Origin of the sequence: Aquitalea magnusonii, assembly GCF_002217795.2 — a bacterium.
Taxonomy (GTDB): domain Bacteria; phylum Pseudomonadota; class Gammaproteobacteria; order Burkholderiales; family Chromobacteriaceae; genus Aquitalea; species Aquitalea magnusonii_B.
Genome location: NZ_AP018823.1, coordinates 4,692,111 through 4,718,948, shown reverse-complemented (window position 1 = coordinate 4,718,948; position 26,838 = coordinate 4,692,111). Strand labels below are relative to the sequence as shown.

Sequence of the window (26,838 nt, the reverse complement as noted above, 5' to 3'; positions counted from 1 at the left end):
GCCGTGTCAGCCGCACTGCCTGCGGCATGTCAAACACAGGCAAGATTCCGCCTTTCAGGCCGTGTCGGCGTGCATTAGATTGATAGAACAGTCCCCTCATCCCGGATTGCCCGATCACCTGACGCGAAAGACCACCATGCCTGCCGCTGCTGCAACGTGCTCCGCCTCTGCCGATGGCAGCATCCATGTCGACCTGCGCGAAGTCATCCACGCGCTGTCCGATGCGCTGGATCTGGTTGGCATCGACGATGTGGCCCATGGCAAGCGCGTCGGCATCATGGCGTTTCACTGCGCAGGCGTGCTGGGACAGCCGCGCCAGCAAGCCGGTTTCATGTTCGATCTGGGTCTGCTGCACGATATCGGCGTATCGTCCACCCGCACCCATCAGCATCTGGTCAGCGAATTCGACTGGGTCGGTTCACAACAGCACTGCATCAGCGGTGCCAAGCTGCTGGCCAGTTTTGCACCACTGGCCGCCATGGCGCTGCCGGTGCGTTATCACCATACGCAGTGGGACAGGCTGCAGGCGATGCAGGAAGTCCCGCAGCATATTGCCGAACAGGCCAACCTGATCTACCTGGTGGACCGGGTGGATGCCCTGGCGGCCCCCTACTACCAGGGCGGGGAATTGCTGATGCATACCGCCGCCATCCGGCAACAGATTGCGCAGCGCCGCGGCGTGCATTTTGCCCCGCATCTGGTGGATGCCTTCCTGAGTGCCGCGCAGGCGGAGGCTTTCTGGCTGCAACTGGAACCGCGTGGCATTGCCGGCGTATTGCAGGATATGTGCGCACTGCGGCAGCCCTGTACTGCCAGCACCGGGCAACTCAAGCAACTGGCCACGCTGTTTTCCTGCATCGTGGATGCCAAGAGCCCGTTTACCGCACGTCATTCGCTGGGCGTGGCCGGACTGTCACGCTGGCTGGCCGAAAAAATGGGCTTGCCCACCGCACGTTGCGAACAACTGGAAATTGCCGCCCTGCTGCATGATCTGGGCAAGCTGCGGGTGCCGGACGAGATCCTGGACAAACCCGGCGGGCTGGACCCGCATGAGCGCAGCCTGATCAATGCCCACAGCTTCGAGACCTACCAGATCCTGCGCCACATCCATGGTTTTGAGGAAATTGCCTGCTGGGCGGCCTATCACCATGAGGAGCCGGACGGTAACGGCTACCCCTTCCATCTGCAGGCCGCCAGCATGAGTGTGGAAGCACGCATCCTGCGCGTGGCCGATATTTTCCAGGCACTGGCGCAGGACCGTCCCTATCGCGCCGGGCTCAGTGCGGCAGAGGTATTGGCCACGCTGCAGCGCTTTGCCGATCAGCAACGCATTGATCCGGCGGTGCTGGCACTGGCGGCCAGCGATATGGCGGGTGCCATGGCGGCGGCCCTGCCGGAGCTTAGCCCGCAGTGATGGCGCTTGCCGCGATTGCCAGCACCGGAAGGGGGGCGGATAATCGCCGACCCCGACCACACGTCGCCCCGACCGGAGAATCAGAAGATGAGTGAACAGGAAATGCGTCTGTCCAAGCGCATGGTGGAGCTGGGCTTGTGCTCGCGCCGCGAGGCCGATGCCTTCATCGAACAGGGCCGGGTGCGGGTGGATGGACAGGTGGTGCAGCAATTGGGCAGCCGCGTCCGTGCAGACCAGCGCATCGAACTGGAAGCCCCGCGCATGGTATTGGGGGAGTTGAGCATCAGCCTGCTGCTGCATCGCGCGGCAGACAGCCAACTGCCGCTAAGCGGGCTGGTCACACCGGCGCAGCGCTTTGCCCGTGATGGCAGCGAGATCAACTTTAACCCGCGTCATCTGAAGGCGCTGCAACAGGCCGGTGCGCTGGACGAAAACAGTCACGGACTGGTGGCGCTCACCCTGGACAAGAAACTGGCGCGCAAGCTGGCCGATGCCGAACAGGAATACCTGATCCAGCTGGAAGCTGCTCCGGCGGCCGAGCTGCTGAAACAACAGATGCAGGCACTGCAACTGCCGGGCAAGCCGCCGCGCGGTTTGAAGATCAGCCGCCAGAGTGACCGCCAACTGCGCATGGTGCTGTCAGCCGTGCAGCCAGGTCAGCCATGGGCCATCTGCCGTGCCTTGGGCTTGCAGCCGCTGGCGTTGCGCTGCATCCGCATCGGCAAGCTGGGCATTGGCGAGCTGCCCGCCGGACAATGGCGCTACCTGCTGCCGATGGAATCCTTCTGAATCACTTGCCGGCCAGCGTATCCAGCGCCGTCTGCAAGGCCGCTGCCAGCGCCTCCGGCTGGCTGATGGCCTCAGGCCAGTTGTAACGCTCATGCCCGGCTCCGCTCTGGCGCCGGTAATCCACGCCGTAGGCATCCAGCCCCAACAGCGTGATGCCATCCGGCAACCGGGCCTGCTGCAATAGCGCGGCCTCCTGCGCCAGCGGCAGCACCTCCGGGCTCAATTCCGCCGCCTCCAGCCAACCCATGCGTCCCACGCCGCCGATATAGCGCAGGCGTTGTGGCTGTAGCCGGAAGAACATGAAATCCAGTTGCAGCAAGTCCTCTGCCTGCGGCTGGTAGCGCAGGAAACGCTTTAGCAACAAGTCATCCGCTTCGATGCGCTGCGCATCGGCCAGCAAGGTCAGCCGCGCTTCGGCCTGCACATCTTCGGCCCCCTTGTGCAGTACCGCCAGGCTGCAACGTCCGTCCGCCAGCAGATTGCGGGTGTGTTCGGCCAGCACGCTGATCAGCAGCAGTGGGCGGTGTTGCTCATCCAGCACATAGGGCAATACCGTGGCGTAGGGATAACCGGGCAACTGCTGCGCATGGGTGGCCAGCGTGGCGTGATGCTGGGCATGCAAGAGTTGCAGGGCGGCGGCAGGGGCGATTTTCACAGGCAAGACTCCCATCGGGGCGGATCAATCCAGCCGCTGATTTTACCCCCGGCATCCGATGCGGGGCCAAGCACGGCAACCATGGTTTGCGCTGGCGCAAGCTCAGTCGGGACCGACCGGCTGACGGACACCGCTGACAAAGGCGCGTAGCTGGTCTGCCGGCATGGGCCGGGCAAACCAGTAGCCCTGCATGATGCGGCAGCCCAACTGTTGCAGGCAATCGCTTTGCGCCTGGGTTTCCACCCCTTCGGCCACCACATCCATGCCCATATCGCGCGCCATGGACAGGGTGGCCCGCACCACGGCTTCATCATCGGTATTGCCGGGCAAGGTGCGGACAAAACCGCGATCGATCTTGAGACGGCTGATGGGAAAACGCCGCAAGCGTGACAGCGAAGAGTAGCCGGTGCCGAAATCATCCAGCGCAAAGCGGCAGCCCAGCGCCATCAGCCCGTTAAAGGCCTGCAGATGGTGGTCGTCCTCGTTCATCAGCGCGCCTTCGGTCAGTTCCAGTTCCAGCGCGCCCTTCATCATGCCGTGACGTTGCAGCAAGGCTTTTACATAGGGCTGCAGATCACTGCGCTCCAGTTGGATGGGCGACAGGTTTACCGATACCGGCAACTGCATGCCGCTGTCGCTCCAGCGGGCCTGCTCGGCGCAGGCTTCGGCCAGCACCCAGCGTCCCAGTTCGACAATCAGCCCGCTGCGCTCGGCCAGCGGGATGAACTCGCCCGGCAGCATGAGCCCACGCACCGGATGCTGCCAGCGCACCAGGGCTTCGCAGCCCACGCATTCACCGGTGGCGGCATCGACTTGTGGCTGGTAGTACAGCACCAGTTGGCTGGGATCGTCCTGCAGCGCGCGTCGCAAATCACGTTCCAGCGTCAGGCGCTCCATGGCCAGCACATTCATTTCCGGCGAGTAGTAACGCAGGGTATCGCGCCCGGCTTCCTTGGCGGCATACATGGCCATGTCGGCATGGCGCAGCAGGGTATCCGGGTCCTGCCCGTCCTGCGGGAACAGGGCCACACCGATGCTGACGGTACAGCGCAGTTCGTGCGCTTCCACCAGCACGCCCTGATCAAACAGGGCCTGCAATTGTTCACCCAGGCGGTCAAGCTGGGCTTGCTGCGCATACGGCAGCAGAATGACAAACTCATCCCCGCCCAGCCGTGCCAGCGAAGCCTCGGGTGGCAGCGGCTGCTGCAGGCGGCGGGCAATATTGATCAGCAACTGGTCGCCCACCGGATGCCCCAGGCTGTCGTTGACGGTCTTGAATTCATCCATGTCCAGAAACAGCACCGCCAGTTGCTGCTGTTGTCGGGCGGCATTGGTGATGGCATGACGCGCCATGTTCAGCCAGCACGGACGGTTGGGCAGACCGGTCAGGCTGTCGTGCAAGGCCAGATAGGTGACGTTGGCTTCGGCTTTGCGAGTGGCATCAAGCTGGGCTTGCAGTTGCTGGTTGGTGTCTGCCAGCTCGGCGGTACGCTGCTGCACCTCGCCTTCCATGCGCCGGGTGTAGCCGGTGACAATCAGCAGGAAGCCGCCAAACAGGCCGGTCATGGCCAGGCCGATTACAAAGGCAACCCACTCCAGCCAGCTACGCAGGCCATCCAGATAGTCGTCGCTGGCACGCAAGCGCAAGGCCCAGTTGCGCCCGGCAAAGACAAACAGGCTTTCGATATGCGGGCGCTGGCCAAACCAGCTGCTCTTGCCGCAGTTCTGCGGACCGGACAGCCGGTGAAAACCCGGCAGGCCGTCACGATCGATCAGGCAGACTTCGATATCGTGGCGCACGTCACGCTGCAAAGTGATATTGACGATATCGTCCATGCGGAACAGGCTGGAAATCACGCCACGCAACACCGGATGCTGTTGCACGCCAGCGGGATCGTAAACCGCCTGATACAAGGCAATGGCCTTTTGTTGTCCAACTTCCTGCACCAGGCGGATGGCCGGGCTGGCTTCGGACTGCCCGCTTTGCATGCTGCGCCGGATGGTGCCGGCCAGTATCGGCGAGGACAGGATGTCCAGCCCCAGCGCACGCTGATTTGCCTGCATCGGCTCGTTGAAACGGATGGGCAGATAGGAAGGACGCTGCGGTGAGGTTTGCATATTGCCGGCGCTATCGCGCGCCTTCACCGGGCTGCCACCCAGCATATTGCGCTCGAAATCGGCACGGTCGGCATCATTGAGCAGCGGGCTCCATCCCAGGCTTTGCGTTCCCGGCAGACGGGCCAGCCAGGAACTGGTCAGCTCGCGCCACTGCTCGGCCGAGGTGGCCGGACTGCGGGTCTGCAGTTGCTGCAGGGCCAGCATCACGTCCAGTTGCATGTCCAGCCGCTTGCGCAGCGCCTGCTCGATCTGGTTGGCATCGCGATTGAACTGGCTCTGCACCCGCAGGGCCTCCCAGTGATGAATCAGCACGCTCAAGCTGCCCATGGCCAAGGCGGTCATCAGCATCGGCCACAGCAAGGCTCGGCTGCGCGCCCGCCATTCGCTGCGCGGTCGGCCAAACCAGGCCAGCATCAGCGGCAGCATGATCAGGCAGCCAAAGGTATCGCCCAGCCACCAGTTCCAGGCATTGAACAGGGCATCGCTCTGCGTCAGCACCCCCAGCATGGCCAGCAGCGGCACACTGAGTCCGCTATTGACCAGACAGCATAGCGGGATGAACAGCAGCATCAGGCGGATGACGGTATAGGCACTATCCAGCCGGTTAGGCCAGCCTATCCAGCGGGTAATCAGCCAACGCCCCACCAGGGCTTGCACCGTGGCGGCAACCGGCACCACCAGCAGGGCCAGAAACCCCAGGCCCTGCACCCCGGACTGCCAACTGGCCACCAGTTGCACCAGCAAGGAGCCCAGCAGCACACCAGGCCACAGGCGTCGGCCCCACAACAGCAAGGACATCAGGGCAATGCCCGCTGCCGGAAACACCGGCGCGGTATAGCCTGGCGGAATGGCACTGTAGAGCGAGGGAATGCCCAGCAGGGCATACGCTGCAGCCAGCCGCATGATGGCGGGAAATCGAACGGGCACTAGACACCTTGCAGTTATAAATGACAGCCATGCCGACATTAGCATGATGTGTTGATAGCGTCACTCACCATGCCCAATATCGGGGCAGCGGTGATGACAAACGGGAATATCAGGATGTAAAAATTGCAGACCCCGGCCCTGCGCAGGCAGCCAAGCGCGTCAGCAGCGCGTACCAGATCGCCGCTCAGCGTCGGGTAATGCCGGCGGCAACGGCCACGTCGGCCACTGCCGGCTGCTGCCCCTGCAGCAGCGAGAAAATCTGCTGCAGACATTGCTCGGCCATGCGCTGACCATCTTGTACGATGGCGTCGATCGGAATGGGCAGGCAGTCGAGCAAGGGGTGATCGTCAAAGGTCATCAGACAGGATGGTGCCTCGCGCAGATGATGCGTCTGGCTCATGAAGGACAGCACGCCTTCAAGCAGGGTAATCGAAGCGGTAAACAGCGCCTGCGGGTAACGTCCTTCGCGCGCATGCCATTGCTGCATCATGGCAAAGCCGGAAGCGCGCTGGAAATCACGTTCGACAATCCACTGCGCGCGCGGGGTGATGCCGTATTGCTGCAAGGCCTGCTGGTAGCCGGCCAGCCGGTCGCGGCTGGGCGACAGGGTGGGCGGGCCACCGAAATACACCACTTCTTGCACGCCCTGTGTCAGTTTGCTGCCAATCAGCCGGGCTACGGTGTCGGTAGCATCGGTCACCACCGACGGAATGCCGCTGCCATCGATGCGCCGGTCGACAAACACCAGCGGCAAGCGACTGGTCCAGCGCTGGTACAGCGCGGCATCGCTGCTGCACGGCACTACCGCCATCCCATCCACCTGGCGCGCCACCAGATGGGCAATGCCCTCCGCTTCGCGCTGCGGGTCTTCATCGCTGGTCACCAGCACCAGTTGGTAATCGCGCTCGCGGCACAGGTTTTCCATGGCCTGGGCCAGCGCGGCATGGGCCGAGTTGGTCAAATCCGGAATCACCAGCCCGATGCTGTTGCTGCGTTTGCTGCGCAGCGAACGTGCCGACTGGGAAGGATTGAAATGATGCTCCCGCGCCACCTTTTCCACCCGCTCCACCGTGGCCGGCGAAATGCGATATCGCTCGGCATGACCATTGAGCACCATGCTGGCCGTGGTGCGGGATACGCCGGCCAGACTGGCAATGTCATCGATGGTGAGGCGCTTGTAGGCAGTCACGAAAGCCCTTCCTGTAAGGGGTTAACAAGATGGCGGCAACCCCCGCCAGCCTTGGCAGCAGCAGTGGTTGGCGCGCATGTAGCGATTGTATTACAAGCCGGCGGCCAGCCATAATATTGCTGCGATTGCACAGAACCCGGCAAAGCCGGGCCTCTGTACGCACCGATTGCTTACGCAGCCTTCCTGCCTATGCCCGATCTCCCCGCCCTGGCCTTGCTGGTCGAAGCAGGGAGTCTCGCTTTCCTTGCGGAAAGCGAGACGGGTTTTCAACACTCAGTGCTCAGCGCAAAACAAGCTGTGCGCGGCATGGTTTCCCGCTTACTGCTTGATCAGGTTCAGCGGCACCGGGATGAACTTGTCCACGCTCTGACCGGAGGCCAGTTTCTTGGCGGTCTGGATGCCATACTGGCCGATCAGCTCAGGCTGCTGCTGCACGGTGGCAGCCAAGGTGCCGGCCTTGACGGCGGCAACGGCGTCGGCAGTGGCATCAAAGCCCACCACCACCACGTTTTTCAGGCCAGCCGCCTGAATGGCCTTGAGCGCGCCCAGTGCCATTTCGTCGTTGTGGGCAAACACGCCCTGGATGTCCTTGTTGCCCTGGATGATGTTTTCCATCACCGACAGGCCCTTGGCGCGGTCGAAGTCTGCCGGTTGCTTGGCCAGCAGTTTCACCTCGGCCTTGCCATCCACCACCTTGTGGAAGCCTTCGCCACGTTCACGGGCGGCGGAGGAGCCGGCAATGCCTTCCAGTTCAACGATACGGCCCTTGCCACCCAGTTTTTCCAGCAGGTACTCACCGGCCATCTTGCCGCCCGCCACGTTATCCGAGGCAATGTGGGCGCTGACTTCGGCCCCGTTCACGCTACGGTCCAGCGACACCACCTTGATGCCCTTGCCGGTGGCTTCCTTCACCACATTGGCCACGGCGGAGGAATCAGTCGGGTTGATCAGGATGACATTCACCTTTTTCTGGATCAGGTCTTCCACGCTGGCCTGCTGCTTGGCCGGGTCGTCCTGGGCATCCACGGTAATCAGGTTGACGCCCTCTTTCTTGGCTTCATCTTCCGCGCCCTTGCGCAGCGACACGAAGAAGGGGTTGTTGAGGGTGGAAACAGCCAGGCCGACGGTCAGCTTGCCATCAGCGGCAGCGGCCGGGGCGCTGGCAGCAGCGGGGGCTGCGCTATCCGGGCCTTGCTTGGAGCAGGCGGCAATGCCGAACACCAACATGCTGGCCAGCAGCGGGTGAAGAATGCGATTCATGGTGAGTCTCCCTGATATTGACTACGTTGCGTTAAACGGCCCCGGTCAGAGCCTTTCCTGTGTTCTATTTCTTGCCGCTGCGGTCGATCAGTACCGCCAGCAGAATCACGACACCCTTGATCACCTGCTGGTAGAAGGAAGATACACCCAGCAGGTTAAGACCATTGTTCAGCACACCAATCAACAGCGCCCCCATCAGCGTGCCAAAAATCCAGCCACGGCCACCGGTCAGGCTGGTGCCGCCCAGCACCACGGCGGCGATGGCATCCAGCTCGTAGCCGCTGCCAGCGGTAGGCTGGGCCGAGTTCAGCCGCGAGGTAAGCACCACCCCGGCCATGGCCGACATGGCACCGGAAATGGTATAGACCCACAGCTTGATCTGATCCACCTTCACCCCGGACAGACGGGCGGCTTCCTCATTGCCACCGGTGGCATACACATGGCGGCCAAATACGGTTTTCTTCAGCAGGAAGGCAAACAGGCCGAACATGATCAGCATCCACACCACCGGAATCGGAATCAGCCCGGCCACATAGCCGCCGCCCAGCATGGAGAACAGATCGCTGTTGAAGCCGGTGATCGGGCTGCCGCCGGACACCACCAGCGCCAAACCACGCAGAATGGTCATCGAGGCCAGGGTGGCGATAAACGGTGCCACCTTGCCCTTGCTCACCACCAGGCCGTTGAGCAGGCCCATCACACCGCCGCCTATCACCCCCAGCAGCGTGGCCAGCAAGGGATCGACGCCGGACTGGATCAGCGTGGCAATGCCCACCGAAGACAGTGCCAGGATGGAACCCACTGACAGGTCGATGCCGCCCAGCAGGATCACCAGCGTCATGCCAAAGGCAATCAGCGCATTGATGGACACCTGCCGCATCACGTTCAGCAGGTTGGCCACGGTCAGAAAGTCCGGGCTGAGTACGGCCAGCCCCACCGACACCAGCACCAGGGCGATGAAAGGCCCCAGCTTTTGCAGGGTGGCTTTTTGTTTTGGAGTCATTATTTATTCCCTTGCTCTTGTTCAGGCAGCATGCGCCGTGCCGGTGGCGGCGGCCATGATGCGCTCCTGCGTTGCCTCGGCGGCCTCAAACAGGCCGGTTTGCCTGCCTTCATGGATGACCAGGATACGGTTGCTCATGGCCATCACTTCCGGCAATTCCGACGACACCATCACGATGGCCACACCCGCCGCAGCCAGTTGGTTGATGATGTGATAAATCTCGGCCTTGCCGCCCACGTCCACCCCACGGGTAGGTTCGTCCAGCAACAACACCTTGGGCGGCTGGGCCAGCCATTTGGCAAACACCACTTTTTGCTGATTGCCACCGGACAGCGACTTCACTTCCAGCTCGGCGTCGCGGGTGCGGATGCGCAATTGCTCGATCAAGCCGGCCACCGCCTGCTGCTCGGCCGCGTCTGATACCACGCCCAGCCGGGCGTACTGCGGCAGATGCACCAGGGTGGCGTTTTCGCGCAGCGACATGCCCAGCACCAGGCCCTGGCTCTTGCGGTCTTCCGTTACAAAGGCGAGGCCAGCGGCAATGGCTGCGCCCGGACTGTGCAAGCTGACAGCCTGTCCGTCCAGCAGCACCGTACCGGCGCGGCGGCGGTTCAGGCCAAACAGGGTCTTGAGGATTTCACTACGCCCCGCCCCCATCAGCCCGGCCACCCCCAGCACCTCGCCTGCGCGCACGGCAAAGCTGATGTCGCGTACATGATGCTCGTCAGCCAGTCCGTCCACCTGCAGGCGTACTGCCCCCGGCTGCACACTGCGGCGCGGGAAGCGGTCGCCAATCTCGCGTCCCACCATCATGCGCACCACTTCATCAAAATCGGTACGGGCAATCACCCGCTCACCCACAAAGCGGCCATCGCGCAACACGCTGATCTTGTCGCAGATGCGGAAGATTTCTTCCATGCGGTGCGATACATACACAATGGCCACGCCCCGCGCCTTCAGCGTCTGCATCAGGCCAAACAAGGTATCGATCTCGCGCTCGGTCAGTGCCGCAGTGGGCTCGTCCATGATCAGCAGGCGCGCATCCATGGCCAGCGCCTTGGCAATTTCCACCATCTGCTGCTGACCGATGGACAGGCTGCCGGCTTCGGCTTCAGGGTCGATGCCGCTGGCCCCCAGCGCCGCCAACTGCGCCTGCGCCTCGCGCCGCATGCGGGCGCTGTCAATCACGCCAAAGCGGGACGGTTCGCGGCCAAGAAACAGGTTTTCCATCACCGACAGTTGCGGAATCAGGTTCAGCTCCTGGTGGATGATGGCAATGCCGCAAGCTTCGGCCTGACGGGTGGAGCGGATGTCCACCGCCTTGCCGTCAATCACGATGCTGCCGGCATCGCTGCGGTACACCCCGCTGAGGATTTTCATCAGCGTGGATTTGCCGGCGCCGTTCTCCCCCATCAAGGCATGGATTTCTCCCCCGGCGATGGCGAAGTCAACTTCTTCCAGCACCCGGACCGGGCCAAAAGCCTTGCTGATGCCCTGCATGACGACATTCATGGTCAGGTCCTCAGAAAATCACGCCGGAATGCAGGATCACATTGGCATAAGGAGTGCATTCACCAGTACGGATGATGACCTTGGCCTCCTGGCAGCGCTGCTTGAATTGCGCGTGGCTGACAAAATCCACCGCCACGCCGTGCTGCATCAAACCGGCGGCAATATCCAGCACCGCCGGATTATGACTGCGACACTCATCGGCAAATACGGCGCGCTCACATTGGAAATCCGCCAGCACGGTGTCCAGCACGCGGGCAAAGCCGGGTTCGCCCAGCGCCAGCGCCAGATCAATGCACTCTACACCGGGCGGAATCGGCAGGCCGCAGTCCGCGATCACCAGACTGTCGGTATGGCCCATGCCGGCCAGCACGCGGGCGATGTCGCGGTTCAGATGTCCCAGCTTTTTCATGCTTGTTGTCCCAGAAATTGTTGCAGGGCCGCCAAGGTGGGCATGCCGCCTTGTGCGCCATGCCGGGTAACCGACAGCGCGGCTGCCGCATTGGCACGGCGCACGGCTTCGGCCAAACCCAGCGACCAGAAGGCCGCCAACGCACCGTTGAAGGTATCACCGGCACCAGTGCTATCCACCGCCATGACAGGAAAGCCGCGCACCTGGCGCAACACCCCGTCGGCATCGACATAACTGGCCCCCAGGCTGCCCTGGGTCATCACGATGCCTGCCGGGCGGCTGGCCAGCAGTTGTTGCCATGGCTGCTGGCTACCCAGCGCCACCGCCAGCTCGTATTCATTGGGGGTCAACAGGGAAACCTGCTGCAGCAAGCCCGCCGGCAAGGGCTGTGCCGGGGCCGGATTCAGAATGAAAGGCTTGCCGTGGCGGGCTGCCAGCATGGCGGCATGCTCCACTGTCGCCAGCGGCACTTCCAATTGGGCCAGTACCACATCGGCCTGGGCAAAGGCCGCTTCGGCGGCATCCAGCTGCGCGGGGGAAACCGCATGATTGGCACCTGGCACCACCATGATGGCATTGTCGCCGCCCGCCAGCGTGATGCTGGCCATGCCGGTAGCACCTGCCACCTGCTGTACCCAGCGGGTGTCTATCCCTTCAGCCTGCAGGCCGGCCAGCAGCTCTGCGCCAAAAGCATCCTGGCCGACACAGGCGATCAGGCTCACCTCCGCCCCCAGCCTGGCGGCAGCCACCGCCTGATTGGCACCCTTGCCACCCGGATAGGTGGCAAAGCGGCGACCAAACAGGGTTTCACCCTGACGCGGGAAGCTGTCCGCCTCCACCACCAGGTCCATATTGATGCTACCGATCAGCAAAACTCGGCTCATGTCCTGTCTTTCTTCAGGCTGCCTGCCAAGGCAGCGGTGTTGCGCGGCAGGCGGCTGTTGATCAAACGCTAAAACGTACTCAGCAATGCGGAGAACTTATAGCAGAGCCCGCAATCCGGTGGAAGCGGAAAACGCAAAAAATGTAAGATTTCAACTACATGGACGCAGAAAAAAACCACACACTGGTGCGCGATGCCCGCCATTCCCTGCTTATTGCAGCGCACAATGCACCGCGACAGTGCCATCAGCCCCCATGTTGTAGTTGCGGCGCACCATTTACCGCAGCTTCATCCGGCCCGCTTTGCACCTGGTACGCTGGCACAGCGCAGCACAAAAACGGCAGGCAGCAGCGGGATGACAAGTCACCTGCGTCGACACGCCGGCTGTGCTAAACTCCCGGCAACACATTCATTTGATTATGAAAACACTCATCACCACCCTCCTGCTCTGTCTGCTCGCGCTGCCAGCCATGGCCGTGAACAGACTGCTGCCTGCCAACATCATGGCCGGCACGCTGTCCAGTGTGGATAACAATGTGGTCACCTTCGTCAAAAGCGAAACTTCGCTGCTGAATAAGCTTGTTACCATGGTGCTCCCAAGCGGACAGCGCTATACCACTGCGCCCGGTCTGCGTATCTTCGATGCCAACAATCTGTTCTTGCTGTCCGGTCAACTGCCCACTCTGGTGGGCAAAACGGTAGGCATCACACTGGACTTGCAAGGCAACATCAACCGTATCTGGGTGCTGAGTGACGAAGAAATTGCGCTGCTGCAGCAGCGACAGCAGTAGGCCTCCCACCCGATGAACCCGCTGGAATCCCTGTAGCAATGAAGAAGGTATACATCAAGACCTTCGGCTGCCAGATGAACGAATACGACTCTGACAAAATGGTCGACGTTCTGGGCGATGCCGAAGGCATGATCAAGACAGACAATCCGGAAGAAGCCGACGTCATCCTGTTCAACACCTGTAGCGTGCGGGAAAAGGCACAGGAAAAGGTCTTTTCCGATCTGGGCCGCATTCGCCCGCTGAAAGAAGCCCGCCCCGACCTGATCATCGGCGTTGGCGGCTGTGTGGCCAGTCAGGAAGGTGACACCATCGTCAAGCGCGCGCCTTATGTAGATGTGGTGTTTGGCCCGCAAACCCTGCACCGCCTGCCGGAGATGATCCGCGCCCGCCAGCACAGCGGTGCGGCACAGGTGGATATTTCCTTCCCGGAAATCGAAAAATTCGACCACATTCCCCCGGCCAAGGTGGATGGCGCAGCGGCCTTTGTCTCCATCATGGAAGGCTGCTCCAAATACTGCTCCTTCTGCGTGGTGCCCTATACCCGTGGCGAGGAAGTGTCGCGCCCGTTTGAAGACGTGCTGACCGAAATTGCCGGCCTCACCCAGCAAGGGGTGAAGGAAATCACCCTGCTGGGGCAAAACGTCAACGCCTACCGTGGGCTGATGGCCGATGGTGAAATCGCTGACTTCGCCCTGCTGCTGGAATACGTACACGAAATCCCCGGCGTGGAACGCCTGCGCTTCACCACCAGCCACCCGCGCGAGTTCACCCAGCGCATCATCGATTGCTACGGCAAGCTGCCCAAGCTGGTTTCGCACCTGCACTTGCCGGTACAAAGCGGTTCCGACCGCATCCTCACCGCCATGAAGCGTGGCTACACCGGGCTGGAATACAAGTCCATCATCCGCAAGCTGCGCGCGCTGCGTCCGGACCTGTGCCTGTCCTCCGACTTCATCGTCGGTTTCCCCGGTGAAACCGAGGCAGATTTCGCGCAGACGCTGAAGCTGGTCCAGGACCTGCAGTTCGACTTCAGCTATGTGTTCATCTACAGCGCCCGCCCCGGCACGCCGGCGGCCAACCTCACCGACGACACCCCGCACACGGAAAAGGTGCGCCGACTGGAGGCGCTGAACGAAGTGATCGAGGCGCGCGGTTTTGCCATCAACCAGAGCATGGTGGGCAGTGTGCAGCGGGTGCTGGTGGAAAACATCTCCAAAAAAGACCCGAACATGCTGGCCGCCCGTACCGCCAACAACCGGGTGGTCAACTTTGTCGGTCACCCGCGGCTGCTCAAGCAGATGGTGGACGTGGTGATCACCGAAGCGCGTCCGCATTCGCTGGCGGGGGAAATCCTGCTGCACGAAACCCTGTAAGTCACCAAGGAAACAGCCCCTCATGTTCATCGTTTCACTCAGTTATATCGCTCCGCTGGAAGAAATCGACGCCCAGTTGGAACACCATGTGCTGTGGCTGAAGCAATGCTATGCAGACGGCTTGTTTCTGGCTTCCGGCCGCAAGGAGCCGCGCACCGGCGGCATCATTCTGGCGCGCGGTGAACGGCATGTGCTGCAACAACGGCTGGCACAGGACCCCTTCGCCCTGGCCGGCCTGGCACGCTATGACATGACCGAATTTCACCCCAGCATGACGGCAGCCGGCCTGGAAGCGCTGCAGGACAGCCAGGCAGCATGAGCGATAGCGCCGTTACGCCCGTCCCGCGTCCGCTTGGCCGCCATGCCCGCAAGGTAGCGATCATCAGCCTGATTGCCCTGCCCGTCCTGTTACTGCTGAGCCTGCTGATTGGCCAGCCGGGCAGCCATGGCAACTGGGGTAGCCGCACGCTATTACTGCTGACCGGCCCCGCGGCGCTGGTGCCCACCGCCCTGATGTATGCAGGTCTGCTATGGCTGCTGGACAGATTACCCTCTGCCGGCCTGCGCAACGGCCTGTTCATGCTGCTGACGCTGCTGGTCTGCGTCTTGCTTGTACTGGAAGCCAGCTTCTGGTTTGCCTTGCTGTTCAGCCACTGACACCCTGCCCTGACACATGAATACCACTCCTCTTAGCTTCAATCCGGTCGACAACGAACGGCTGGCCCGCCTGTGCGGCCCGCTGGATGAAAACCTCAAGCAGATCGAAACCGGTCTGGATGTGCTGATCCAGCGCCGCGGCGAGCACTTCAAATGCAGCGGTGAGCAGGCCGATCTGGCGGTTTACAGCCTGACCCGCCTCTACCTGCTGGCGGAAAAGCAGGACATCTCCATTGACGATGTACAGCTGGAACTGGTGGAAGCCCGCCAGCATAATCAGCAAGCCGATGCCGACGCCCCGGTGCTGCTGACCCGGCGCGGTGATCTGCGCGGCCGCACCCCGCGCCAGAGCGGTTACATCAAAGCCATCAGCCAGCACGACATCACCTTTGGCATCGGCCCGGCCGGTACCGGCAAAACCTACCTCGCCGTGGCCTGCGCGGTGGATGCCATGGAGCGCGATGCCATCAAGCGCATCGTACTGGTGCGCCCCGCGGTGGAGGCCGGTGAAAAACTGGGCTTCCTGCCCGGCGATCTGGCACAAAAGGTCGACCCCTACCTGCGTCCGCTGTACGACGCGCTGTACGACCTGATGGGCTTTGACCGTGTCACCCGCCTGTTCGAAAAAAACCTGATTGAAATTGCACCGCTGGCTTATATGCGTGGCCGCACGCTGAACAATGCCTTCATCATTCTGGACGAGGCGCAAAACACCACACCGGAACAGATGAAGATGTTCCTCACCCGCATCGGCTTTGGCTCACGCGCGGTGATTACCGGTGATGTGACGCAGATCGACCTGCAGCGCCATCAGAAAAGCGGACTGGTGGAAGTGGAGAAGATTCTGGGCCACGTGCGCGGCATCCACTTTCACCATTTCCAGAGCGAAGACGTGGTGCGCCACCCGCTGGTGCAGAAAATCGTCGATGCCTACGACAACTATCAATTGAAGAACGATGAAACAAGCCAAGCGAAATAACCCGCTGCCGCGCCTTGCCGCCCGTCTGCAACTGACGCTGGAAGACCGCAGCCAGGCACAACGATTGCCTGAAGCCAAACTGATCCGCCGTTGCTGCCAGGCTGCCTTGCAGGCTGATGTAAAGCAGGCCCAGGTCAGCATCCTGCTGGTAGGCAGCGAGGAAGGCCGCAGCCTCAACCACAGCTACCGCGGCAAGGACTACGCCACCAATGTGCTGTCTTTCGCACTGAACGAAGGCGAAAACATTGCCGATCTGCCCTTGTTTGGCGATCTGGTGCTGTGTACCGAGGTGGTGGAAAAGGAAGCCGCCGAGCAAGGCATTGACCTGATGGCCCACTATGCCCACCTGCTGGTACACGGCATGCTGCACCTGCAAGGCTTTGACCACGAGGATGATGCAGAAGCGGAAATCATGGAAACGCTTGAAACTGTCATTCTCGCGAAGTTAGGATATCCCGATCCCTATCTAGAGGAAAAACGCTAACCCCATGGAAGACCCCAGTAAACACAAGCCCAGCCTGTTGGAACGCTTGTCCGCCATGCTGCTGCGCGAACCGGAAGATCGCGAGGAGCTGATCACCCTGCTGCACTCCGCCTTTGAACGCAATCTGCTGGACGCCGAAGCGCTGGCCATGATTGAGGGCGTGCTGGAAGTCAGCGACCTGACCGCCCGCGACGTGATGATTCCGCGCAGCCAGATGGATGTGATCCGTATCGACGACCCCATCGAGCGCCTGCTGCCGGATGTGCTGCGCACCGGCCACTCGCGCTTTCCGGTGATTGGCGACAACAAGGACGACGTGCTGGGCATTCTGCTGGCCAAGGATCTGCTGCACTACTTCCATGCTCCCAATCGTTTCGACCTGCGCGCCACGCTGCGTCCCAGTGTATTTGTGCCCGAGTCCAAACCGCTGGACGTGCTGCTGCGCGAGTTCCGCTCCAACCGCAACCACATGGCCATCGTGGTGGACGAATATGGCGGCGTGTCCGGCCTCGTCACCATCGAGGATGTGATCGAGCAGATTGTCGGCGACATCGAAGACGAATACGACTTCGAAGAGGATGACAACAATATCGTGCCGGTACGCGACCAGCGCTACCGCGTCAACGCCCTCACCGAAGTGGCCGACTTCAACGAATACTTCGCCACCAACTATGAAGACGATGATGTGGATACCGTCGGCGGATTGGTGATTTCCCTGATCGGCCACCTGCCCAAGCGTGGCGAAACAGTGGAATCCGGTTCGCTGCGCTTCACCGTCCTGCGTGCCGACAGCCGCCGCCTGCAAACGCTGCTGGTGGAACGTCTGCACAGCAATACTGCCGAAAGCACCCCGGACTGACATGCGCACCTTGCTTGTGCTGATTGCCGCCGCCCTGGCCGGCGCACTCACCCTGTATGGCTTTGCCCCCTACCGCCTGTATGGCCTGGTGCCGCTCTCCCTGGCCGCCCTGGCACAGCTGGTAGAGCGAAACCCCCAACTGGCTTTCCGTACTGGCTATGTCTGGGGGGTGGCGGCTTATACCAGCAATTTCAACTGGATTTACCACAGCCTGCACGATATTGCCGGTCTGCCGGCCGTGCTGGCCGCACCGCTGGTGCTGCTGTTGCCTGCCTATCTGGCCATCTGGCCCGGTCTGGCCTGCTGGCTGACCAGCCGTATCGACCAGCGCCCATGGGTGCGCTGGCTGCTGGCCTTTCCGGCACTGTGGGAGCTGGGCGAATGGCTGCGTAGCTGGGTGATGACCGGCTTTCCCTGGGGTGCCGTCGGCTACTCGCAGGTAACAGAAAGCCCGCTGTCCGGCTTCATTCCCATCGGCGGCATCCATCTGGCCAGCTGGCTGGTGGCCTTGAGCGCCGGTGCATTGGCACTACTGGCCAATGGCCAGCGCCTGCAACGCCTGGCGGCAACGGCTGGGCTGATCATCCTGTGGAGCGGCGGCTTCTGGCTGCAATCTGTCAGTTGGACCGAACCGGTCGGCAAAGCCTACCGGGTGGCACTGGCGCAGGGCGATATTCCACAGACCATGAAATGGGATCCGGCAAGCTTTGAATCCACCCTCACCACCTATTACCAGCAGGTGGCCAGCACCCGTGCCGAACTGATGATCCTGCCGGAAACGGCCTTGCCGGTGTTTCTGGACGACCTGCCATCGGGCTATCTCACCATGATGGCCGGCGATGCACAGCGCAAGAATATGGCCCTGGCGGCCGGTATACCGCGTCGCACCGCGGATGGCCGTGGCTATCTGAACGCCGTGGTTGCCCTCACCGACCCGGCCTTGCCCTCCTACGCCAAGGACCACCTGGTGCCGTTTGGCGAATTCATCCCGCTACCGGGGCTGATTGGCTGGATTTACCAGTATATGAACATGCCCCTGTCCGGTTTCAGCCGTGGCGGTGTAAACCAGGCTCCGCTGCAGTTGGCCGGGCACAAGGTGGCATTCAATATCTGCTATGAAGACAGCTTTGGCGAAGAACTGATTGGCCCGGCAGCCCATGCCGGCATTCTGGCCAATGTCAGCAATCTGGCCTGGTTCGGCAAGAGCGTGGCCATGAGCCAGCACTTGCAGCTATCGCAGGCACGCGCATTGGAAACCGGGCGCTTCATGCTGCGCGCCACCAACACCGGCATGACGGCCATCGTGCGACCCAATGGTGAGATTGCCAGTGTCGCAGCGCCCTTCACCCAGCAGGTGCTGGAAGGCATGGTGCAGGATTACCAGGGCCAGACACCGTATATGCAATATGGCAACCGACCGGTCATTATCGCTTGCCTCAGCCTGCTGTCGCTGGCGATAGCCTTGGGGGCCTGGCTACGCCGCCGTCAAGACCAGACCGCCACGCAGCATCCGGCCAACTGAGCGACATGAAAAAGCCCTCCATGCGGAGGGCTTTGCGGTTTCAGCAAACAGGCTCAAACATGGAAGCGCGATACCAGTTGGCGCAGATCATCCGCCAGTGCATGCATGGCCTGCACCTCCTTCGAGGTCCCTGCTGACTCCTCGGCATTATTGCTGGCACTGCGGGCAATCAATTCCACCTGTTGTGCAATTTCGGTACTGGCGCTGCCCTGCTCCTTGAGCGCATGTGAAATTTCGTTCACAACATCAACCACCCCGGTCGCACTTTCGCGGATATGCGAAATGGCTTCGCCCCCTTGCACCGCCAGCTGCAAACCGGTTTTAACCCGGCCCACCGCCTCTTCCATACAAGCACGCGATTGATCGGAGCTGGTCTGGATTTCCTGGATCATGCCGGCAATTTCCTGCGTGGCCTGTCCGGTACGCTCGGACAACTTGCGCACCTCATCGGCCACCACGGCAAAGCCACGCCCCATCTCACCCGCCCGGGCAGCCTCAATGGCGGCATTGAGCGCCAGCAGATTGGTTTGGTCGGCAATGTCCTTGATCACCTGCATGATGCTGGAAATGGTTTGCGTCTTGCTGGCCAGGTCGGCAATCGTCACCGCAGCCTGATCCACCGACTCATTGATGCGGTGCATTTCGCTGACCGCACTGGAAATCACCTCGCCACCCTCACGCGACAGACGGCCAGACTCCTGCGACAGATCGCGTGCATCCAGCGCATGACTGGAGATGTGGTTGATGCTGACCGTCAGTTGCTCAATAGAAGCCGCCATGGCTGCGGCAGCCTCGCTTTGCTGATCAGAACCACGCACCACCGCATCCGAGCGGCGGGCCACATCAGAACTCATCTGCGACAGGCGTACTGCTTCGTCAGCAATTTCTCGCACCAATTGCTTCAGATGCTTTTGCATTTGATCAACCGCAGCCATCACACTGTGATTGTCGCCGGCAGCTACCGGGACCTGGGTATCGAGGTAGCCATCAGCAATGCGCCGTACCACGCGCATGGTCTCGCCCGGATCAGCACCGAGCTGGCCAAGAATGCTACGCATCAAGAACACCCCGGCAACCAGCAACAGGGCAAGGATGACAGCCACCTCCCCCAGCGTCAGCCACAACTGCCCCATGAAGGCAGCCTGGACATCATCCAGATAAATACCGGTACCGATAATCCAGTGCCAGCGCGAGCTGGTCATCAGGTAGGAAATCTTGGGTTGTGGCTGATCAAAACCGGGCTTGTCCCAGACGTAGGCGGCAAAACCCTGACCATTACCTTTGGCAACCGTTTCCTGGAATAGCTGACCCAGATCCACACCGGTCGGGGTCTTCAGTCCCAGTAAGGGCTTGCCCACCTTGTCCGGTTTGGCACCATGGATGACATAAGTCCAGTTCTGGTCATAACCAAAAAAGTACTCTTGGCCATCATAGTGGCTGGCCATCAGCGCAGCTGCCGCCATTTGCTTGGCCTGAGATTCGCTCAGTTTGCCGCTAGCTTCCAGTGCTTCATAGCTACTGATAATCCCCATTGCAGACTCAACGAGATTACGGGTTTTGTCCTGCCTGTCCTGCAGCATACTGTTACGTTGATTGTACAAGGCTAAGCCACTGAGACAGCAGATCAGCAATGCGACCAGCAGCAACCACGCAATAAGGCGGCCCCGCAGTGTCATTCCGGCGGATGTATTCATATTTTCTCTGTTCCCGTTGGCAGCGTTTCTATCAAGCAACTGCTCTAATGTACAGCACATCGTCATTCTACAACTTTATACACAAAGTAAAACAGGGGTTTACCAAGCTGTTCTATCAAATTAGTCGAGATATTTATCAATTACATCCAAGAACTTAATAGCGACGTCAGGGCAGAAACAGCGAGCCGTGATTTGCGTGGCCATGCGACCACACCAATAGTGCAAGATGTCATCCAAAGCGGATGAGGCATGCCCAGCTACGCACACATACGGCAAGCGCAGGCCACACTGCCAACAGCCCGCATGGCAAAGAAGAAAGCCACATTGCCAGCCAGATGATACGATCATTATTTTCCTACCAGATCAGCAGGGAACCACATGCATCTCTCTCACATGTTCGTGCATCCAATGAAGTCGGCTCGTGGCATTGCCTACGATCGCGCCTACGCCAGCCTGCAAGGTCTGCTGCATGACAGAGAGTGGCTGCTGGTCACACCGCAAGGCCAATTTCTTACCGCCCGCGACTATCCGCGCATGCTGCTGATCGAGATGGACCTGATACCGGGTGGCATGCTGATCAAAGCACCAGGGCAAAATCCCATCATGGCCATGACGCAGGTTTATCAACAATCGGTGGCAACAGCAGTGTGGAAGGATGCATTCACCGCGCTGCATGGTGATCCGCATGTGGATGCCTGGTTTAGCAATTACATGGGGATTGCATGCCAGTTGCTGTGGCTGGGCATGAAATCAACCCGCACCCTGGTCCACTCCGATATTCCACTTTCCTTTGCAGATGGTTATCCCTATCTGCTGATCAATCAGGCCTCACTGGAAGCCTTGAATCAGGATCTTGCCACACCGGTTGGATTGCGCCATTTCCGGCCAAACCTGGTTGTGACGGATGCGCTGCCCTATGAGGAAGATGACTGGAGCGTGATACGCATAGGCGAGATTGAGTTTGAAGTCGCCAAGCCTTGCACTCGCTGTCAGATGACAACGGTGAACCCTGATACCGGGGAATTTGCTGAAGATAACGAACCAATGAGGACCTTGATCCGCACCAGACAACTGCCAGAAGGCATTTGCTTTGGGGTAAATCTGGTAGCACGCAGTGAAGGCGTACTGGAGACAGGAGCGAAAATCGAGATCATCGCGTCGCGCTACAGCTTCTGAGGCAAGCCAGAAAAGCACTTGCGGCAATCGCTGCAGCAATGAAAAAAGCCAGCTTGCGCTGGCTTTTTTCTCAACTTCACCGAATATTATTCAGCGGAGTCATCTACAACGGCAACGGCATCTTCAGCACGGTCAACCAGCTCAACCAGAGCCAGCGGGGCATTGTCGCCCTTACGGAAACCGTACTTCAGGATACGCACATAACCACCATTGCGGGCGGAGAAGCGCGGGCCGAGGACGTCGAAGAGTTTAACCACGATATCGCGGTCACGAGTGCGGTCAAACGCCAGACGACGGTTGGCGAGAGACGGCTTTTTGCCGAGCGTAATCAGCGGCTCGGCCACACGACGCAGTTCCTTGGCTTTCGGCAGCGTGGTCACGATAACTTCGTGCTTCAGCAGCGAATTCGCCATGTTGCGCAGCATCGCCAGACGATGGCTGGTCGTGCGGTTCAGTTTACGATTACTGTAACGATGACGCATTGTTAATGTCCTTTAGTCTCAAACTTACGGCTTTTCCAGACCAGCCGGAGGCCAATTCTCAAGCTTCATGCCGAGAGTCAGGCCCTTGGAAGCGAGAACTTCTTTGATCTCGTTCAGCGACTTGCGACCGAGGTTCGGAGTCTTCAGAAGCTCGGTTTCAGTACGCTGGATCAGATCGCCGATGTAATAAATGTTCTCAGCCTTCAGGCAGTTGGCCGAACGAACCGTCAGTTCAAGATCGTCTACCGGACGCAGCAAGATCGGATCGATCGGCGGCGCCTTTTCAACGACTTCTTCAACCGCTGTGCCTTGGAGGTCAGCAAAGATCGACAGCTGATCCATCAGAATCCGTGCAGCATTGCGCACGGCCTGTTCCGGTTCGATCACGCCATTGGTCTCAATATCGAGAACCAGGCGGTCGAGGTCGGTACGTTGTTCAACACGGGCGCTTTCCACCGCAAAGCTCACACGGCGAACCGGCGAGAAGGAAGCATCCAGTTGAATGGTACCGATGGAACGGTTTTCTTCATGAATGGAACGAACAGACACGGGCTGATAGCCACGGCCTTTTTCGACCTTGATCTCCATGTCGATTTTGCCACCTGCGGAGAGATGAGCAATCACGTGTTCCGGATTGATCACTTCCACGTCATGCGGCAACTCGATATCGCCAGCCAAGACAGCGCCTTCGCCTTCCTTTTTCAGGGTCAGCACGACACTGTCACGACCATGCAGCTTAAGCACTACGCCCTTGAGGTTGAGGAGGATGTCTACGACATCCTCACGCACGCCATCAAGTGCGGAATACTCATGCAAAACGCCAGCGATAGTCACTTCGGTAGGAGCAAAGCCCGGCATCGACGACAGCAGAATGCGGCGCAACGAGTTTCCCAGAGTGTGGGCATAGCCACGCTCGAACGGCTCCATCGACACGCGTGCATGGGTCGCGGAGACCGGCTGCACGTCAATCAGACGAGGTTTCAAAAATTCCGAAGCGCTGTTTTGCATAGTCATTCCCTAAGAGCTAGCGATTACTTGGAGTAGAATTCCACAACGAGTTGTTCGTTGATATCGCTAGACAGTTCGGAACGTTCCGGAGCAGATTTGAAGACGCCTTCCATTTTCTTGGAGTCAACAGACACCCAGGAAGGGAAACCACCTTGCTCAGCCAGAGCCAGACCTTCTACGATACGGGCCTGTTTCTTGGCCTTTTCGCGGACAGACACAACGTCACCAGCTTTAACCTGGAAAGACGGAATGTTAACTACCTGGCCGTTCACAACGATAGCCTTGTGGCTTACCAACTGACGTGCTTCCGCACGTGTGGAGCCAAAGCCCATGCGATATACAACGTTGTCCAGACGTGCTTCAAGCAGCTTCAGCAGGTTTTCACCAGTGGAGCCCTTGCGACGTACAGCTTCCGCAAAGTAATTGCGGAACTGACGCTCAAGTACGCCATAGATACGGCGGATTTTCTGCTTTTCACGCAGCTGAACACCGTAGTCAGACAGACGACCCTTACGGGCGCCATGCTGACCAGGCGGGGTGTCCAGTTTGCACTTGGAATCCAGTGCACGACGCGCGCTCTTCAGGAAAAGGTCGGTGCCTTCGCGACGAGCGAGCTTACATTTCGGGCCGATATAACGTGCCATGTTCTCACACTCTCCGAATTAAATACGACGTTTTTTGGGCGGACGGCAACCGTTGTGCGGTACCGGCGTCACGTCGGAGATGCTGGTGATTTTGAAACCCAGCGCGTTGAGTGCGCGAACAGCGGATTCACGACCCGGACCCGGGCCCTTGATACGAACTTCGAGGTTCTTCACACCGTATTCTTGGGCAACTTTACCAGCGTGCTCTGCTGCTACCTGAGCAGCAAAGGGTGTACTCTTGCGCGAGCCCTTAAAACCAGCGCCGCCAGAGGTAGCCCAAGACAGTGCATTGCCTTGACGGTCGGTGATAGTGATGATGGTGTTGTTGAACGAAGCGTGCACATGCACGATGCCTTCGCTAACAGACTTGCGCACTTTTTTACGTACACGGACAGCTGTGTTTGCTTTAGCCATTTCTGTGTTCCTTTAGTTACTTCTTGCCGGCGATCGCCTTACGCGGTCCCTTGCGGGTACGAGCGTTAGTGCGAGTGCGCTGACCGCGGCACGGCAGGCCACGACGATGGCGCATGCCGCGATAGCAGCCCATGTCCATCAGACGTTTGATGCTCATGGTGATTTCGCGACGCAGGTCACCTTCAACGGTGAACTTAGCCACTTCTTCACGCAGAGTCTCCATCTCAGCCTCAGTCAGATCCTTCACCTTGGTGGAGGGATTCACGCTGGCAGCAACACAAATCTGCTGGGCGCGAGTCTGACCGATGCCGAAAATTGCCTGCAGGCCGATAACGGCATGCGCATGATTGGGGATATTTACCCCTGCAATACGGGCCATACTCTTTCCTTAAGCCTTAAGACCTTGAAAAGTTTGCGATTGTAACACGCAAAGTCAGGTCTAACAAATGTTAGCCTTGCTTTTGCTTGTGACGCGGATCCGTGCAGATCACGCGAACTACGCGATTGCGACGGATGATTTTGCAGTTACGGCAAATCTTCTTTACCGAAGGCTGTACTCGCATGTCAGTTCCTTTCGTTACTCTAAAAGAGCGAGTGCGTTATTTCGCACGGAACACGATACGGGCAGTGGTCTGTCCAGGCGGGATGTTATCCACCCTGACCATGTAAACAAGGTACTTGCCAACATCAGGCAAGGACTGCTTACGCCCAAGTACGACGTGTCCATTCTCAAGTTTGATCCAGCAGTAGGGCGACAGCTCTACTGCCAAATCTCACCCTGCATCTGGAAGGTTTCTTACCTAGCCATATAACCCAGCGAGAACACGTATGTCACCGGCCGAGTGCATTACCCTTGAAGTTAGCCTTCTTGAGCAAACTCTCGTACTGATGAGACAGAACGTAGGACTGTACCTGAGCCATGAAATCCATGGTGACCACTACAATGATCAGCAGTGATGTGCCACCGAAGTAGAACGGTACATTCCACTTCAGGATGAGGAATTCCGGCAACAGACAAACCAGCGTAATGTAAATTGCACCGATCAGTGTCAGCCGCAGAATGATCTTCTCGATGTAACGGGAAGTCTGCTCACCTGGACGGATACCTGGGATGAACGCACCACTCTTCTTCAGGTTATCTGCCGTCTCTTTCGGATTGAAAACAAGCGCGGTGTAGAAGTAACAGAAGAAAATGATGGCCGTTGCATACAGCAGCACATAGATCGGCTGACCCGGATGCAGCTTGTCAGCCACGCCCTTGAGCCAACCCAGGCTTTCATTGTTGCCCAGCCAGCCAAGGATGGTGGCAGGGAACAGGATGATGCTGGATGCAAAAATCGGCGGAATCACCCCTGCCATGTTGAGCTTGAGCGGCATGTGCGTGCTCTGGCCCTGCATGACACGATTACCAACCTGACGCTTGGCGTAGTTGACCAGTACCTTACGCTGACCGCGTTCTGCGAACACGACAACATAGGTCATCAGGGCAACACCGATAAACAGCACGATGGTAAACAGGATGGGCAGCGAGCCTTGACTGGTCAGCGTGAGCGTCTTGCCAATGGCAGCCGGAACACCCGATGCAATACCTGCACAGATGATCAGCGAGATACCGTTGCCGATACCACGCTCGGTAATCTGCTCACCCAGCCACATGAGGAACATGGTGCCGGTTACCAGAGATACCACGGTTGTCAGGTAGAACTCCCACTGGGCAGTCACCACCAGGTTAGGCTGCTTAAACAGCATCACCGCAATACTGAAACTCTGGAAAGAGGCCAGCAAAACGGTTGCATAACGTGTGTACTGAGTTACCTTACGACGTCCCGCGTCGCCTTCCTTCTTCAGCTGCTTCAGGCTCGGAAGAACCTCAGAGGCAAGCTGAAGAATGATGGAAGCCGAGATGTACGGCATGATGCCCAAAGCAAATACCGTAAATCTCGAGAGGGCGCCGCCCGAAAACATGTTGAACATGTCGAGCAGGCCCGTCTGCGACGTGTGGAACAACTTCGCTAGTTCGGCAGGATTGATACCAGGCACCGGAATATGCGCACCAATACGGTAAACAATCAAAGCTCCGATCAAGAACATGATGCGGCGCTTCAAATCACCAAATTTATTGGCATTTCCAACTAGAGAAGTATTCGACACGTAAGTGCGCCTTATTCAATACTGCCGCCGGCAGCTTCGATAGCAGCGCGAGCGCCAGCAGTCGCAGCAATGCCACGCAGCTTAACGGCACGTTCGATCTTGCCGGACAGGACAACCTTGGCTACCAGAGCCTGAGCGTCTACCAGACCAGCTTGCTTCAGTGCCAACAGATCGATTTCGTCAACCGGCAGCAGGTTCAGTTCGGACAGGCGTACTTCTGCATTGAAGCGAGCCGTCAGCGACTTGAAGCCACGTTTCGGCAAGCGACGTTGCAGCGGCATTTGACCGCCTTCAAAACCAACCTTGTGGAAACCACCTGCACGGCTCTTTTGACCCTTGTGGCCACGACCGGAAGTCTTGCCCAGGCCGCTACCAATGCCGCGACCTACACGACGCTTGGCATGCTTGGCGCCGGCACCGGGTTGAATGGTGTTCAGCAGCATCT

The 26,838-nt window shown here is 59.5% G+C and carries 28 protein-coding genes; 11 read left to right on the top strand and 17 right to left on the bottom strand.

Annotation, left to right across the window (positions count from 1 at the left end; genetic code table 11):
* Window positions 1-136 precede the first annotated feature (136 nt).
* Window positions 137-1,414 carry an HD-GYP domain-containing protein gene (locus tag DLM_RS22270; RefSeq protein WP_089083708.1) on the top strand — a complete coding sequence of 426 codons (1,278 nt, stop codon included), beginning with the start codon at window positions 137-139 and terminating at the stop codon, window positions 1,412-1,414.
* A gap of 87 nt (window positions 1,415-1,501) precedes the next feature.
* A complete protein-coding gene (locus DLM_RS22265; RefSeq protein ID WP_089083707.1) occupies window positions 1,502-2,203 on the top strand; it encodes a S4 domain-containing protein in 702 nt (233 codons plus the stop codon).
* A 1-nt stretch (window position 2,204) separates the two neighbouring features.
* Here DLM_RS22265 and DLM_RS22260 read toward each other — a convergent pair whose 3' ends face one another.
* The 8 genes from DLM_RS22260 to rbsK all read right to left on the bottom strand — a co-directional run bounded on the left by DLM_RS22260 (window position 2,205) and on the right by rbsK (window position 12,160).
* Complete coding sequence (locus DLM_RS22260) at window positions 2,205-2,858, bottom strand: HugZ family protein (protein ID WP_089083736.1); 654 nt, start codon at window positions 2,856-2,858, stop codon at window positions 2,205-2,207.
* Window positions 2,859-2,960: 102 nt separating this feature from the next.
* Complete coding sequence (locus DLM_RS22255; protein ID WP_167467192.1) at window positions 2,961-5,903, bottom strand: EAL domain-containing protein; 2,943 nt, start codon at window positions 5,901-5,903, stop codon at window positions 2,961-2,963.
* 184 nt (window positions 5,904-6,087) lie between these two features.
* Window positions 6,088-7,092, bottom strand: coding sequence for a LacI family DNA-binding transcriptional regulator (locus tag DLM_RS22250; RefSeq protein WP_089083705.1), 1,005 nt, complete (start codon window positions 7,090-7,092; stop codon window positions 6,088-6,090).
* A 318-nt stretch (window positions 7,093-7,410) separates the two neighbouring features.
* Window positions 7,411-8,352: a ribose ABC transporter substrate-binding protein RbsB gene (rbsB, locus tag DLM_RS22245; protein WP_089083704.1), complete on the bottom strand. Its 942-nt coding sequence runs from the start codon at window positions 8,350-8,352 to the stop codon at window positions 7,411-7,413.
* Between the two features lie 64 nt (window positions 8,353-8,416).
* On the bottom strand, window positions 8,417-9,355 hold the full coding sequence (locus tag DLM_RS22240) for an ABC transporter permease (protein ID WP_089083703.1): 939 nt from the start codon (window positions 9,353-9,355) through the stop codon (window positions 8,417-8,419).
* Window positions 9,356-9,376: 21 nt separating this feature from the next.
* Complete coding sequence (locus tag DLM_RS22235; RefSeq protein ID WP_089083702.1) at window positions 9,377-10,867, bottom strand: sugar ABC transporter ATP-binding protein; 1,491 nt, start codon at window positions 10,865-10,867, stop codon at window positions 9,377-9,379.
* Window positions 10,868-10,877: 10 nt separating this feature from the next.
* Window positions 10,878-11,276 carry a D-ribose pyranase gene (gene rbsD / locus DLM_RS22230; protein WP_089083701.1) on the bottom strand — a complete coding sequence of 133 codons (399 nt, stop codon included), beginning with the start codon at window positions 11,274-11,276 and terminating at the stop codon, window positions 10,878-10,880.
* Window positions 11,273-12,160, bottom strand: a complete 888-nt coding sequence (gene rbsK / locus DLM_RS22225) for a ribokinase (protein ID WP_089083700.1) — start codon at window positions 12,158-12,160, stop codon at window positions 11,273-11,275. The genes rbsD and rbsK overlap by 4 nt, the downstream gene beginning before the upstream one ends.
* A 418-nt stretch (window positions 12,161-12,578) precedes the next feature.
* Between rbsK and DLM_RS22220 the strand changes: the two genes are divergently transcribed.
* Genes DLM_RS22220 through lnt form a run of 8 tightly spaced genes read left to right on the top strand, consistent with a single transcriptional unit; the run spans window position 12,579 to window position 18,824 of the window.
* The gene (locus DLM_RS22220; protein WP_089083699.1) at window positions 12,579-12,950 is read left to right on the top strand and encodes a hypothetical protein; all 372 of its coding nucleotides are present in this window, start codon (window positions 12,579-12,581) and stop codon (window positions 12,948-12,950) included.
* Window positions 12,951-12,988: 38 nt separating this feature from the next.
* Window positions 12,989-14,323, top strand: coding sequence for a tRNA (N6-isopentenyl adenosine(37)-C2)-methylthiotransferase MiaB (gene miaB, locus DLM_RS22215; protein WP_089083698.1), 1,335 nt, complete (start codon window positions 12,989-12,991; stop codon window positions 14,321-14,323).
* Window positions 14,324-14,345: 22 nt separating this feature from the next.
* Window positions 14,346-14,642: a YciI family protein gene (locus DLM_RS22210; protein ID WP_089083697.1), complete on the top strand. Its 297-nt coding sequence runs from the start codon at window positions 14,346-14,348 to the stop codon at window positions 14,640-14,642.
* Complete coding sequence (locus tag DLM_RS22205) at window positions 14,639-14,980, top strand: hypothetical protein (protein ID WP_089083696.1); 342 nt, start codon at window positions 14,639-14,641, stop codon at window positions 14,978-14,980. The genes DLM_RS22210 and DLM_RS22205 overlap by 4 nt, the downstream gene beginning before the upstream one ends.
* Before the next feature lie 16 nt (window positions 14,981-14,996).
* Window positions 14,997-15,959: a PhoH family protein gene (locus DLM_RS22200; protein ID WP_089083695.1), complete on the top strand. Its 963-nt coding sequence runs from the start codon at window positions 14,997-14,999 to the stop codon at window positions 15,957-15,959.
* Window positions 15,937-16,443 carry an rRNA maturation RNase YbeY gene (ybeY, locus tag DLM_RS22195; RefSeq protein ID WP_089083694.1) on the top strand — a complete coding sequence of 169 codons (507 nt, stop codon included), beginning with the start codon at window positions 15,937-15,939 and terminating at the stop codon, window positions 16,441-16,443. The genes DLM_RS22200 and ybeY overlap by 23 nt, the downstream gene beginning before the upstream one ends.
* A gap of 4 nt (window positions 16,444-16,447) precedes the next feature.
* Window positions 16,448-17,302, top strand: coding sequence for an HlyC/CorC family transporter (locus DLM_RS22190; RefSeq protein WP_089083693.1), 855 nt, complete (start codon window positions 16,448-16,450; stop codon window positions 17,300-17,302).
* Between the two features lies 1 nt (window position 17,303).
* Complete coding sequence (gene lnt, locus DLM_RS22185) at window positions 17,304-18,824, top strand: apolipoprotein N-acyltransferase (RefSeq protein ID WP_089083692.1); 1,521 nt, start codon at window positions 17,304-17,306, stop codon at window positions 18,822-18,824.
* Window positions 18,825-18,877: 53 nt separating this feature from the next.
* Here the strand turns inward: lnt and DLM_RS22180 are convergent, their stop codons facing one another.
* Complete coding sequence (locus DLM_RS22180) at window positions 18,878-20,356, bottom strand: methyl-accepting chemotaxis protein (RefSeq protein ID WP_231959933.1); 1,479 nt, start codon at window positions 20,354-20,356, stop codon at window positions 18,878-18,880.
* Window positions 20,357-20,896: 540 nt separating this feature from the next.
* Here DLM_RS22180 and DLM_RS22175 point away from each other — a divergent pair.
* The gene (locus DLM_RS22175; protein WP_089083690.1) at window positions 20,897-21,694 is read left to right on the top strand and encodes an MOSC domain-containing protein; all 798 of its coding nucleotides are present in this window, start codon (window positions 20,897-20,899) and stop codon (window positions 21,692-21,694) included.
* An 86-nt stretch (window positions 21,695-21,780) separates the two neighbouring features.
* On the opposite strand, the gene rplQ is transcribed toward DLM_RS22175, so the two are convergent.
* From rplQ to rplO, 8 genes are all read right to left on the bottom strand, one after another.
* Complete coding sequence (gene rplQ, locus DLM_RS22170) at window positions 21,781-22,176, bottom strand: 50S ribosomal protein L17 (RefSeq protein WP_045846886.1); 396 nt, start codon at window positions 22,174-22,176, stop codon at window positions 21,781-21,783.
* A 24-nt stretch (window positions 22,177-22,200) separates the two neighbouring features.
* Window positions 22,201-23,184: a DNA-directed RNA polymerase subunit alpha gene (locus DLM_RS22165; RefSeq protein WP_089083735.1), complete on the bottom strand. Its 984-nt coding sequence runs from the start codon at window positions 23,182-23,184 to the stop codon at window positions 22,201-22,203.
* Window positions 23,185-23,207: 23 nt separating this feature from the next.
* Complete coding sequence (rpsD, locus tag DLM_RS22160) at window positions 23,208-23,828, bottom strand: 30S ribosomal protein S4 (protein ID WP_045846884.1); 621 nt, start codon at window positions 23,826-23,828, stop codon at window positions 23,208-23,210.
* Between the two features lie 18 nt (window positions 23,829-23,846).
* Window positions 23,847-24,242 carry a 30S ribosomal protein S11 gene (gene rpsK, locus DLM_RS22155; RefSeq protein ID WP_008955659.1) on the bottom strand — a complete coding sequence of 132 codons (396 nt, stop codon included), beginning with the start codon at window positions 24,240-24,242 and terminating at the stop codon, window positions 23,847-23,849.
* 16 nt (window positions 24,243-24,258) lie between these two features.
* On the bottom strand, window positions 24,259-24,621 hold the full coding sequence (gene rpsM, locus DLM_RS22150; RefSeq protein ID WP_089083689.1) for a 30S ribosomal protein S13: 363 nt from the start codon (window positions 24,619-24,621) through the stop codon (window positions 24,259-24,261).
* A gap of 70 nt (window positions 24,622-24,691) precedes the next feature.
* The gene (gene rpmJ / locus DLM_RS22145; protein ID WP_011137711.1) at window positions 24,692-24,805 is read right to left on the bottom strand and encodes a 50S ribosomal protein L36; all 114 of its coding nucleotides are present in this window, start codon (window positions 24,803-24,805) and stop codon (window positions 24,692-24,694) included.
* A 268-nt stretch (window positions 24,806-25,073) separates the two neighbouring features.
* Window positions 25,074-26,393 (bottom strand): preprotein translocase subunit SecY, encoded by a 1,320-nt coding sequence (secY, locus tag DLM_RS22140; protein WP_089083688.1) that lies wholly within the window; start codon window positions 26,391-26,393, stop codon window positions 25,074-25,076.
* A gap of 11 nt (window positions 26,394-26,404) precedes the next feature.
* Entirely contained in the window at window positions 26,405-26,836 is a 432-nt protein-coding gene (gene rplO / locus DLM_RS22135) for a 50S ribosomal protein L15 (protein WP_045846881.1), read from the bottom strand.
* Between the last annotated feature and the right edge of the window lie 2 nt (window positions 26,837-26,838).